The sequence below is a fragment of the Enterobacter sp. DTU_2021_1002640_1_SI_PRY_ASU_LCPMC_013 genome (genome assembly GCF_032389435.1).
Lineage (GTDB): Bacteria > Pseudomonadota > Gammaproteobacteria > Enterobacterales > Enterobacteriaceae > Enterobacter > Enterobacter hormaechei_C.
The window spans coordinates 1,699,384-1,711,171 of sequence record NZ_CP135594.1 but is presented as its reverse complement, the minus strand read 5'-3'; the positions used below and the strand labels follow the sequence as shown (position 1 = coordinate 1,711,171).

12 protein-coding genes are annotated in these 11,788 nt (G+C 54.0%); 4 read left to right on the top strand and 8 right to left on the bottom strand.

Annotation, left to right across the window (positions count from 1 at the left end):
* Window positions 1-30: 30 nt before the first annotated feature.
* The 3 genes from RS584_RS08085 to RS584_RS08075 all read left to right on the top strand — a co-directional run bounded on the left by RS584_RS08085 (window position 31) and on the right by RS584_RS08075 (window position 2,788).
* Window positions 31-957 carry a Kdo(2)-lipid IV(A) acyltransferase gene (locus tag RS584_RS08085; RefSeq protein WP_315749295.1) on the top strand — a complete coding sequence of 309 codons (927 nt, stop codon included), beginning with the start codon at window positions 31-33 and terminating at the stop codon, window positions 955-957.
* A gap of 141 nt (window positions 958-1,098) precedes the next feature.
* Window positions 1,099-2,334: a multidrug efflux MFS transporter MdtG gene (gene mdtG / locus RS584_RS08080; RefSeq protein WP_017384746.1), complete on the top strand. Its 1,236-nt coding sequence runs from the start codon at window positions 1,099-1,101 to the stop codon at window positions 2,332-2,334.
* A gap of 79 nt (window positions 2,335-2,413) precedes the next feature.
* Window positions 2,414-2,788 (top strand): MysB family protein, encoded by a 375-nt coding sequence (locus RS584_RS08075; protein ID WP_220424214.1) that lies wholly within the window; start codon window positions 2,414-2,416, stop codon window positions 2,786-2,788.
* A 7-nt stretch (window positions 2,789-2,795) separates the two neighbouring features.
* Here RS584_RS08075 and RS584_RS08070 read toward each other — a convergent pair whose 3' ends face one another.
* From RS584_RS08070 to mdoG, 3 genes are all read right to left on the bottom strand, one after another.
* A complete protein-coding gene (locus RS584_RS08070) occupies window positions 2,796-3,023 on the bottom strand; it encodes a YceK/YidQ family lipoprotein (protein WP_003858030.1) in 228 nt (75 codons plus the stop codon).
* 84 nt (window positions 3,024-3,107) lie between these two features.
* Window positions 3,108-5,636, bottom strand: coding sequence for a glucans biosynthesis glucosyltransferase MdoH (gene mdoH / locus RS584_RS08065; RefSeq protein ID WP_003858032.1), 2,529 nt, complete (start codon window positions 5,634-5,636; stop codon window positions 3,108-3,110).
* Entirely contained in the window at window positions 5,629-7,182 is a 1,554-nt protein-coding gene (gene mdoG, locus RS584_RS08060) for a glucans biosynthesis protein MdoG (protein ID WP_015570847.1), read from the bottom strand. The genes mdoH and mdoG overlap by 8 nt, the downstream gene beginning before the upstream one ends.
* A gap of 255 nt (window positions 7,183-7,437) precedes the next feature.
* On the opposite strand from mdoG, the gene mdoC reads away from it, so the two are divergent.
* Complete coding sequence (mdoC, locus tag RS584_RS08055) at window positions 7,438-8,577, top strand: glucans biosynthesis protein MdoC (protein WP_032670142.1); 1,140 nt, start codon at window positions 7,438-7,440, stop codon at window positions 8,575-8,577.
* A gap of 40 nt (window positions 8,578-8,617) precedes the next feature.
* Here the strand turns inward: mdoC and ymdB are convergent, their stop codons facing one another.
* The 5 genes from ymdB to csgB form a co-directional block, all read right to left on the bottom strand.
* Entirely contained in the window at window positions 8,618-9,154 is a 537-nt protein-coding gene (ymdB, locus tag RS584_RS08050; protein ID WP_015570849.1) for an O-acetyl-ADP-ribose deacetylase, read from the bottom strand.
* Between the two features lie 80 nt (window positions 9,155-9,234).
* Window positions 9,235-9,555 (bottom strand): type 1 fimbrial protein, encoded by a 321-nt coding sequence (locus tag RS584_RS08045; RefSeq protein ID WP_315749289.1) that lies wholly within the window; start codon window positions 9,553-9,555, stop codon window positions 9,235-9,237.
* A 153-nt stretch (window positions 9,556-9,708) separates the two neighbouring features.
* On the bottom strand, window positions 9,709-10,041 hold the full coding sequence (csgC, locus tag RS584_RS08040) for a curli assembly chaperone CsgC (protein ID WP_045342804.1): 333 nt from the start codon (window positions 10,039-10,041) through the stop codon (window positions 9,709-9,711).
* Window positions 10,042-10,097: 56 nt separating this feature from the next.
* A complete protein-coding gene (csgA, locus tag RS584_RS08035) occupies window positions 10,098-10,553 on the bottom strand; it encodes a curli major subunit CsgA (RefSeq protein ID WP_003858043.1) in 456 nt (151 codons plus the stop codon).
* Between the two features lie 39 nt (window positions 10,554-10,592).
* Complete coding sequence (csgB, locus tag RS584_RS08030) at window positions 10,593-11,048, bottom strand: curli minor subunit CsgB (RefSeq protein ID WP_032647963.1); 456 nt, start codon at window positions 11,046-11,048, stop codon at window positions 10,593-10,595.
* Window positions 11,049-11,788: the final 740 nt, after the last annotated feature.

Here is an 11,788-nt window from a genome sequence, read left to right as displayed (position 1 = left end):
CCTTTCAGGACGTTAGAACACAGGACAGACATGACCCAGTTACCGAAATTTACTGCCGCGCTTTTGCATCCCCGCTATTGGTTAACATGGTCAGGCATTGGCTTGTTGTGGCTAATTGTACAGCTGCCTTATCCCGTCATTTTCCGCATGGGTAAAGGACTGGGCCGCATTGCTCAGCAGTTTATGAAGCGTCGCGCCAGGATCGCGTATCGTAACCTTGAGCTTTGTTTTCCTCAGATGAGTGAATCTGAGCGCCACGACATGGTGGTTAAAAACTTCGAATCTGTCGGCATGGGGCTGATGGAGACCGGTATGGCCTGGTTCTGGTCGGATAAGCGCATGGCGCGCTGGACGGAAGTGGCCGGGACCGGCATGGAGCCGGTGCATACTCTTCAGGCCAACCAGACAGGCGTCCTGCTGATTGGCGTTCATTTTCTGACGCTCGAAATTGGCGCGCGGATGTTCGGCATGCAGGCGCCGGGTATAGGCGTTTATCGTCCTAACGATAATCCGGTGATCGATTTGATCCAGACCAACGGACGCATGCGCTCCAATAAAAGCATGATCGATCGCAAAGACCTGAAAGGGATGATCCGCGCCCTGAAATCAGGTGAAGTGGTCTGGTATGCCCCGGATCATGACTATGGCCCGCAATCCAGCGTGTTTGTCCCGTTCTTTGCGGTGGAAGATGCCGCGACGACCACCGGGACCTGGATGCTGGCGCGGATGTCCAAAGCGGCTATCGTGCCGTTTGTACCGCGCCGTAAACCAGACGGTTCAGGCTATCAGCTCATCATGATGGAGCCGGAACTCGCGCCACCGCTGATTGATGCAGAAACCACCGCCCGCTGGATGAACGGCGTTGTCGAGAAATGCATTATGCTCGCGCCGGAGCAGTACATGTGGTTGCATCGCCGCTTTAAAACCCGGCCTCAGGGCGTCCCTTCCCGGTATTAACCTGCGTGCGGCCTTCCGGGCCGCATGTTGTTTTAGCTTTAAAAGCTCCCCGTCATTGCGGCAATCATACCCCGGGCGCATAATTAGCAGGCTTATTACCTCACTGTTCACGGTGCCCTGCACCTCATTATGCGGATAGTTATGTCCCCCACAGATGCTCCCATAAACTGGAAACGTAACCTGACGGTTGCGTGGCTGGGTTGTTTTCTTACTGGCGCCGCCTTTAGCCTGGTGATGCCCTTCCTGCCCCTCTACGTTGAACAGCTCGGCGTCACCGGACATAGCGCCCTGAATATGTGGTCCGGCCTGGTGTTCAGCATTACGTTCCTGTTCTCCGCCATTGCGTCGCCTTTCTGGGGTGGGCTGGCGGATCGCAAAGGCCGCAAAATTATGCTGCTGCGCTCCGCGCTCGGCATGGCGATCATTATGCTGCTGATGGGGGTGGCGCAGAATGTCTGGCAGTTCCTGATACTACGCGCGCTTCTGGGCCTGCTCGGGGGATTTATCCCTAACGCCAACGCCCTGATCGCCACCCAAATCCCGCGCCAGAAAAGCGGCTGGGCGTTGGGCACGCTATCCACTGGCGGCGTAAGCGGCGCACTGCTGGGCCCACTGGCGGGCGGGCTGCTGGCCGACCACTACGGACTGCGGCCGGTATTCTTCATTACCGCCAGCGTGCTGTTCCTCTGCTTCCTGGTGACGCTTATCTGTATCCGCGAGAATTTCACGCCCGTGGCCAAAAAAGAGATGCTGCACGCCCGGGATGTGCTGGCCTCGCTGAAAAACCCAAAGCTGGTGCTGAGCCTGTTTGTAACCACCATGATTATCCAGGTGGCCACCGGTTCAATCGCGCCTATACTGACGCTCTACGTACGCGACCTGGCGGGAAACGTCAGCAATATCGCCTTTATCAGCGGCTTAATAGCCTCTGTTCCCGGCGTGGCGGCGCTACTGAGCGCGCCGAGGCTCGGCAAGCTGGGAGACCGTATCGGCCCGGAAAAGATCCTGATCTGCGCCCTGATCGTCTCCGTCCTGCTGCTGATCCCCATGGCGTTGGTGCAGTCTCCGTGGCAGCTCGGCGTCCTGCGCTTCCTGCTGGGGGCTGCGGATGGTGCGCTACTCCCGGCTGTACAGACGCTACTGGTCTATAACTCCACCAACCAGATAGCCGGTCGTATTTTCAGTTATAACCAGTCGTTTCGCGATCTGGGTAACGTCACCGGACCGCTGGTCGGCGCGGGGATTTCGGCCAGCTTCGGTTTCCGGGCGGTCTTTATCGTGACGGCAGGCGTCGTGCTGTTCAACGCCGTTTATTCGTGGCTCAGCTTATCCCGGGCGCTACGCCCGGCGCGAATAAGACAACATCGTGACGGCTAATTTTCGCATTCATACTTGCAAAATCACATAATCAGCTATTCTTTCCCTGAATACCTTCACGAAAAACAGGGAGACACCAATGACCATGTACGCCACTCTGGAAGAAGCAATTGATGCCGCTCGCGAAGAGTTCCTCGCCGATAATCCCGGCATTGAGGAAGAAAATGCTGACGTGCAACAACTCAATATCCAAAAATACGTCCTACAGGACGGCGATATTATGTGGCAGGCCGAATTCTTTGCTGATGAAGGTGAAGATGGTGAATGTCTGCCGATACTGAGTGGTGAAGGTGCGCAGGCGGTATTCGACGGCGACTATGACGAAATTGAGTTACGTCAGGAGTGGCTGGAAGAAAATACGCTGCACGAATGGGACGAAGGTGAGTTTCAGCTCGAACCGCCGCTGGATACCGAAGAGGGTCAGGCCGCAGCGGACGAATGGGACGAGCGATAAGTCACCGCTACTCGTAGGGGCCGTGGCTGGCATCGATGGGCAGCAGTAGCGTGTCGAAAATCAGCGAAAACGGCAGATCGAGCACGGTGAGATAGCGCCATGCGGAATCACGGACATCCCACTGTACGCCGGGGTAGTACTGATTCCCGTGGCCCTGCCCGGGGATGGTGCGGCTGATAATGCTGCCGCAACCGCTGAGCAGGCATGCCATCATGACGACAATGATTACTTTCATTTCTGACCTCTAAAAAAATACCGGCGATTAAGCCGGTATTTTATTTGGCGGGTGGCGCTTCGCTTACCCGCCCTACTTAACAACTTACTTCGCCTTCAGGGCCAGCGGATTGAGCTTCACGTCCTTGTAGTAGTTCACCCAAGAAGAGTATCTCTCCGGAGAGGACCACACGCGGTAGTGAAGCCGTGCCATCGTCACCGGATCGCTCAACAGCACCAGACGACGGTCGCGGTTAAGCTTTTCTGGCGTCTCGTTCAGCGCCTGCTCAACGTGGCGATCGCGGGCGATCTCCAGCACCTGGCTGGCGCGGTGACGCGCCGTCGCCATCGCGGTTGCCAGCGCGTTGAATGACGGGTTAAACACGGCATGCATAAAGCCATCATCCAGCGTGCGTTTGCGGTTCTGCTCCAGATAGGTATCGGTATCCACCAGCACCTGCGGCGGAGAATACTCTTCCGGGATCAGGAACAGCTTCCAGCGTTTGGTACGCAGGCCCACCGTGGAACGGCTGGAGATCACCGACACAAACGGCGACAGGATCAGCGAGAACACAATCGGCGCCAGCCAGAACAGGAAACGCAGATCCAGCCAGGCCATACCAACGGCCCACACCAGGCCCAGCAGCAGCTGAGAGCCGTGGCGCATAAAGGCTTCACTCCACGGCGTAGAGTCATCGTCACGCTGCGGTGAATTCCACACCACTTCCCATCCCAGGAACGCGCTCACCACAAACACCGTATGGAACAGCATACGCACCGGCGCCAGTAGGACCGAGAACAGCACTTCCAGCAGCAGTGAAAGGGTCACGCGGCAGAAACCACCGTACTCCTTCGAACCTTTGCACCAGATCAGAATGATACTGAGCAGCTTAGGCAGGAACAGCAGCACCATGGTCGACGCGAACAGCGCGATCGCCAGCTCCGGACGCCACTGCGGCCACACCGGGAACAGCTGGCGCGGTTGCAGGAAGTACTGCGGCTCCGTCAGGGCATGCACAACCTGCAACGCGGTTGAGAGCGCCAGGAACATAAACCACAGCGGCGCAGACAGATAGGACATAACGCCCGTCAGGAACACCGCACGGTGAACAGGGTGCATCCCTTTCACCAGGAACAGGCGGAAGTTCATCAGGTTACCGTGACACCAGCGGCGGTCGCGTTTGAGCTCATCCAGCAGGTTCGGCGGCAGCTCTTCATACGATCCAGGCAGATCGTAGGCAATCCAGACGCCCCACCCTGCGCGACGCATCAGCGCAGCTTCCACAAAGTCATGCGACAGAATGGACCCGGCAAACGACCCTTCACCCGGCAGCGGCGCCAGGGCGCAGTGCTCGATGAATGGCTTCACGCGGATAATGGCGTTGTGGCCCCAGTAGTGAGATTCACCCAACTGCCAGAAGTGCAGGCCGGCAGTAAACAGCGGCCCGTAGACGCGGGTCGCAAACTGCTGACACCGCGCATACAGCGTGTCCATACCGGACGCTTTTGGCGAGGACTGAATAATACCCGCGTTCGGGTTGGCTTCCATCAGACGGACCAGCCCGCTCAGGCAGTCGCCGCTCATCACGGAGTCTGCATCCAGTACCACCATGTAGCTGTACTGGTTACCCCAGCGACGACAGAAGTCATCGATGTTTCCGCTCTTACGCTTAACACGACGACGACGACGACGGTAGAAGATCTGCCCTTCGCCCTGCACCTCGGCAATCAGCTCCATCCAGGCTTTTTGCTCCGCCACGCAGATATCCGGATTGTAGCTGTCGCTCAGGATATAGACGTCGAAATGCGCCGCGTTACCGGTCGCCTTTACGGATTCCCAGGTAGCACGCAGCCCGGCGAATACGCGGTCAACGTCTTCGTTACAGATAGGCATGATCAGCGCGGTACGGTGCTCAGGATTGAGGGGCTCATCCCCGACCGTCGACGCGGAAATGCTGTATTTGTCACGCCCCATCAGCAGTTGCAGGAAGCCCATCAGCGCCGTCCAGAACCCGGCGGAGACCCAACAGAACAGCACCGCGAACAGCAGAAGAATGCCGCTCTGTAAAATATACGGCAGCAGCTGCATGAAGGAGACCCAGATATCCTGGCCAATCATGTCAGCAGGGTTAATCAACGCCCAGCCCTGGTACGGCAGAATGGTTTTCATGTACCAGGTGGCGACAACCGTCTGCGCCAGCGTCAGCAGCAGCAGAATGTAACGACGAATCGTTCCCACGGTACGCCATTTCTGCTCGGATGCCTGCTGTTCTTTGGTCAGACGTGACAGATAGCGCGGCGTCACGTCACGCCCACGCAGGCGATCCCAGAAGCGGCCCACCGGGTTGGTGCGCCACGGATCGGGGAACATGGAGGAACGCGTGGCCTTCGGCATCGCCTGTAGCTGGTCACGCCCTTCGTCATCCTTGATTAGCTGCCCTTCTGCCAGTGAGTCCGGCCATGCCTGCTCCAGACGTGCCTTCACTGACCCCAGCGGCGTATCATCATCACGGGAAAAGTGACGATGTTCACCATCCAGCGCGGTGTGAACCGCGCGGATGTCGCTCGCAGGGAGTGCCGCTTTTTCAATGTCCGTCAGCGGCATGGCATCAATATATTCAGATGTATTATTCATTGGCAGGTAGCTGATAGCTCCAGGTTTCACTCAGCGGCTTATCGTTACTGACCAGCGCGGCGCGCATTTCAGTGGTCTGTTTCGGATCTTTCACCTTCACGCGCAGGGTCAAACGCCACCCTTTGGTGACCGGGTTGTAACGCACGGCGTTCTCAACGATTTCACCGTTATCGCCAATGCTGGCCTGTGCCGTCACGGCAGTATCCGGCGCCAGTTTTTTCATATCCTGCCCGGTGAAGTCCACGATAAATGCCAGCGTGCCATCCGGCTGACGAATCAGGTTGGACTGCTTCACGTCACCCGTCGAACGACGCGTCTGCATCACATACGCGTTATCCGGCGCATGCAGCTTGTCTTCGTCACGGCTGAAGGTGATCGCATACTTGAAGTTCATCTCTTTACCGGCTTCCGGCAGCTGATCCGGTGTCCAGTACGCCACAATGTTATCGTTGGTTTCATCGTTAGTTGGAATTTCAACCAGCTCAACCTTGCCTTTACCCCAGTCGCCTTTCGGCGTAACCCAGGCGCTTGGACGCAGATCGTAGCGGTCATCCAGATCTTCAAAGCGGGAGAACTGACGGCCACGTTGCAGCAGACCAAAGCCCTGCGGGTTTTCCATCGCAAAGCTGCTGACGGCGAGGTGTTTCGGGTTGTTCAGCGGACGCCAGATCCACTCGCCGTTACCCGCATGAATGGAAAGGCCATTGGAATCATGCAGTTCAGGACGGAAGTTGGTCGCCGGAGAGGGCTGGTTCGGCCCGAACAGGAACATGCTGGTCAGCGGCGCGACGCCCAGTTTGCCCACTTTATCGCGCAGGTAAACTTTAGACTGTACGTCAACCACCGTGTCACGCCCTGGCATGATCACGAAGCGATAAGCGCCTGTCGCACGAGGGGAGTCCAGCAGCGCATAAATTGTCAGACGTTTGTCGGTTGGTTTTGGACGTTCGATCCAGAACTCGCGAAAACGTGGAAATTCTTCACCTGATGGCAGCGCGGTATCAATTGCCAGACCGCGCGCAGAAAGCCCGTACACCTGCCCCGCGCCAATCACGCGGAAGTAGCTGGCGCCAAGCATGCTGACGATTTCGTCGTTTTTATCTTTGCTGTTAATCGGGTAAAGCACCTTGAAGCCTGCGAAGCCGAGGTCTTTCACCGTGTCTTTATCGTGTTGCACATCGCCAAAATTGAAATAATCCGGGCTGTACTTGATTTTGCGTACCGCGGTCGCCGTCACTTCATTGATGGCAACCGGCGTGTCGAAGTACATACCCTGGTGGTAAAATTCAAGCTTGAACGGGGTTTTAATATTGTTCCAGTACGCTTTATCGTGATTGAACTGGATCTGCTGATAGTCCGCGTATTTCATGTCGCGGAAAACGGAGGGCAGGTTACTTTTTGGCGCTTCGTAGCTCTTGCCCGCCATCGATTTAGCCTGTTTTGCGACATCATCGATGTTAAAGGCCAGTGCAGATGAGGTATACAGTGACAACAGCACTGCTACACCCAACCAACGCATTTTCATCATTTGTGGTTTATGTTTCATAATAAGTAAGCACTTCCCCCTTTGTGTGCTTATATCGATCCGATCCATTTTAATGGAAACTCAGGCAATCCGACAACAATATCACTGCTTTGTTCAGCTCGCTGGCTCATGGATTAAGCAAATGAAAGAACCCGCTTTTCACTTTGCGTGCTTATCCTGGAGACAGGGTGTCGGTCTTGGTGTAGGGTTGGCTCCGAATGTAACCATTATGAGCCTTAGGGATAAGGCGAAAAGTCTGAGAATGCGCAAAGTTATATGAGCACAACCCCTGTACAACGTGAATATTTCCTCGACTCGATCCGCGCATGGCTGATGCTATTGGGGATCCCTTTTCATATTTCACTGATCTATTCCAGCCACACCTGGCACGTGAACAGCCAGATGCCCTCCTGGTGGCTGACGCTGTTTAATGATTTTATCCATGCCTTCCGCATGCAGGTGTTTTTTGTCATTTCCGGTTATTTCTCTTACATGCTCTTCTTGCGCTATCCCCTCAAACGGTGGTGGAAAGTGCGCGTGGAGCGCGTGGGCATACCGATGTTGACGGCCATTCCGCTGCTGACGCTGCCGCAGTTCATCATGTTGCAGCATGTTAAAGGCAAGGCGGAAAACTGGCCGAATCTCTCCTTCTATGAGAAATACAACACTCTGGTCTGGGAGCTGATTTCCCACCTCTGGTTCCTGCTGGTACTGGTGGTGCTAACCACGGTGAGTTTGTTGATCTTCAGCCAGCTGCGCCAGCGCGCGAGCACCGCATCCTCGACCTTCTTCGCCAACATCACCCTGGGCAAGCTGTCGTTCCTGTTTCTTGCGCTGGGGGTCGCGTATGCCGCCGTCAGGCGTACCCTGCTCATTGTCTACCCTCCCATTCTGAGCGATGGGCTGTTTAATTTCGTGGTGATGCAGACCCTGTTCTACATTCCCTTCTTCCTGATTGGGGCGCTGGCATTTATTCATCCCCGGCTTAAAGCGCTGTTTACCACCCCCTCCCCCTGGTGTGCGGTGGGTGCTGCGCTGGCCTTTGCCGCCTATCTTCTCAATCAGCGCTATGGCAGCGGGGACGCGTGGATGTATGAGACAGAGAGCGTGATAACGATGCTGATGGGCCTGTGGATGGTTAACGTGGTGTTCGCCCTTGGCCATCGTCTGCTGAATTTTAAATCCAGCCGCGTTACCTATTTCGTTAATGCATCGCTGTTTATCTACCTGGTTCACCATCCGCTGACGCTGTTTTTCGGGGCGTACATTACGCCGCATATTGCCTCGAATGCGCTGGGCTTCTTCACCGGCCTGGTCTTTGTGGTTGGTATTGCCATCGTGTTGTATGAAATCCACCTGCGGATCCCGCTTTTGCGTTTCCTGTTCTCAGGCAAACCTCAGGTTAAAGCGGGATAACAAAACGGCGCCTCCAGGGCGCCGTTTTTGCATTCAGACATCAAAATGCCTGGCTGCGCGCGGTCAAAATCCGCTGATACAGGTCGGCGGTGTGCTCATCGAAGCAGACAAAAATGACTTTTTCCGGCATGGGTTTGAGGGAAAGGTAGTGATAAACGGTATTCACGGCGATTGTAGCTGCCGCTTCCTTTGGATAACCGTACACCCCGGTGCTAATGGCGGGGAACGCCATGGTCTTATACCCGTTATCCGCCGCAAGCCGCAGGCAGTTACGATACGCCTGCTCCAGAATCTCAGCCTCATGGCGGTCGCCACCGTGCCAGACGGGTCCAACGGTATGGATCACCGCCTTGGCCGGGAGATCGCCCGCAAGCGTAATAACAGCATGCCCCGGCGGGCACTCTCCCTGCTGCTGACGCACGGTTTTGCATGCTTCAAGGAGTTGAGGGCCTGCGGCCCGGTGAATGGCACCGTCCACCCCGCCCCCACCCATCAGGGAGGAATTGGCTGCGTTGACGATCACGTCAACGTGTACCGTCGTGATATCGCCATGAATAACGTCGATTTGCGGTCTCATAAACACCCTCTGCAACCCGCCTTTTTCATCAGTGTATCGCAGAGGGAGAAGGAGAAAAACTGCCGCGAAAAAAACGTCGGTTAGCGGTAATCCACCTGAACGACCGCAAGCGTTTTCTGTTCATTCAGGTATTTCATGCTGACAGCGGCCAGAGCTGAATGAGGATGATGGCCCCGGAGCGCCTCGTCATAACTGATGGTATGCGTTTTCATACGGTTATTTTCCGGACAGGAGATCGCAAACTGCTGATGCCGGGGCGTGACTTCGCACGGGTCAGCGACCACCGCGCCACGAAAATGAATCACCCCACCATTTTCTATAGTTGCTGAATAAGCCGGAGATAAAAAAGAGGACAGGAGCAGTCCCAGACCAGAAATAATACACGCTGCGGATTTGAACATTATTTGTACTCCTCAATGAAATTCGTCCTTGAGGGGTAAAAACGCTCCGTTATGACGTATCAATTTAAGCAACCCGATGACTGGGTTCTTGATATCAGCATAGCTTACCTGTGCAGCGCCGCCACTTTATTAAATCATTGATTTCATGAATTATTAAAGCGTACTTACCGGTGCGTTCCACTGCTGTGATAAATGAAGCGATTTTCCATCGGAAACGGTGACGATTATTTTTACCGCCTCCCCTGAACGAATATTTAAACTGATTCGCGTTAAATCAATCGGCTGATTAGCGGGTATAAAAAGAGTATTTTTCTGCCGCGATGTACTTTGTCCCGCTTGCCCTTGTCGGACAGATAACACCTCAACCTGACATTCGCAGGCGTCTGCCAGCGTGACCTGAGGAATAATGGTTGTCATATTTGCCTGCTGTGAGGTGCTGAACGTTATCTGGCTGGCAAGCGCGGCAAGAAGAATGAAGGTGCTCATGAGATCCTCCCGAAAAAAAACAGGGCGCATGCCCTGTTTTTTGGTACAGAAATGAATCAGTACTGATGTGCGGTCGCGTTGTTGCCAAAGCCAACCTGGTGCACAGTCACCGTTGAGCCGGACGCTGTCTGGTCTACCGCCGCGCCGTTGCCGCCGCCGAACTGTTTCACGTTGATAACAGAGTCTTTGCTATTCCACTGGTCGATGGTGGCGCTGTTACCAAAGCCTTTTTGCAGCAGATCGATAGAACTGTCATCAGAGCCCTGGCCAACATCTGCACCGTTACCGCCACCGTGCTGGGTAATGGTTAATTCAGAATCTCGGGCGTCCGTCTGCAAAGCAAGTGCGGAGTTACCGCCGCCGTACTGGTAAATGCTCAGGGTTGAGTCAGGGCCGTTATTGCCGCCACCCCAACCACCACCGTGGCCGCCGCCAAATTGTGGTACCGCACCTGCGAAAGCACTGCCAGAAACTACGATTGCTGCAATAACTGCCACTTTGAAAAGTTTCATGGTAAACCCCCATCGGATTGATTAAGGCGTCACACATCGCTAGCGTTGAATAACGCGAATAGCCATTTGCGACTGTCTCTGCACTACAACTGCTGTCTTCTGCGTACCATACTGCGTTATATTCGCCCTGTTACCCGAGCCTTTCTGGATAATCATGGCGGTGTTGCCAAAAGCGCCCTGCTTAATACTCGCATCGTTGCCGTTGCCGGTCTGATCGATATAAGCAAGGTTATACGTCCCTGACTGATCAACATGCGCGCGGTTATTCCCGCCCTCCTGGGAAATAATGGACAGCAATTTAGAACCGCCCTGGCGTACATCAGCATTATTACCTGAACCCTGTTGACCAATAATGGCTGCCTGATTGTATGAAGCTTTACTTAATTCATTTATCGCAAAATTATATTCAGAACTGGCTAAATCTGAATCACCTGCGATTACAAACCCAGGCGCACCCAGTAATGTAAACATCATAAACAACGTTTTGTTTTTCATGCTGTCACCCTGGACCTGGCTATAAAATAGGTATTTCTTTACCCGTTAACGCGATTCGTTTTGTTAACGCCGCGTTACGGAAAAGAGTATGTCTGCCGAAACATATTTAATATCTCACCCGTGTGCCTTATTTTTATATGCTCATTCACCTCAAAGTCGTAAATCTCGCCTGAAACGACGCGACACACCACTAATGCAGAAATAAATTCTTGTCTGTGCGCCTGAACAACAGCGAGACAGGCTGTCCAACCTGTACCGGCTTCTACAGACAAACACGGCAATGTCTTTTGCCAGGTGCGTGACACGAAGCAAGTTTTCTTAAGAAAATTCTCCGGCTTAGAGAAGGCTTAACTTTTTAGCTGAGTTCATACTTTTTACCGGCTGGCTTACAATAATTAAAAGCACAACAATTCAATCCGTTATAATATATTGTATGACTTTCAAAATCTGTGCACGTTTATACACCTGTACAACTTTCCCCTTATCTTAAAATCTATTCGCCCTGCAAAATACACAACTTAATATCGAATTTTACATTCTGTTACATGATTAACACTTGCTTTAAAGTTTGCAATAGCTAGATTGAAAACAGCAGTACGTTATTTGTTTTTAATTTTACCGCCTCCTTTGGAGGAAGGTTTTTTAACTACACACAGCAGTGCCACACCTGTCAGTACTTCTGGTGCCCTTTTCAATAATACGAGGGCAGCTGCCGGGTGTCATAAATAACGTGGGGTTTC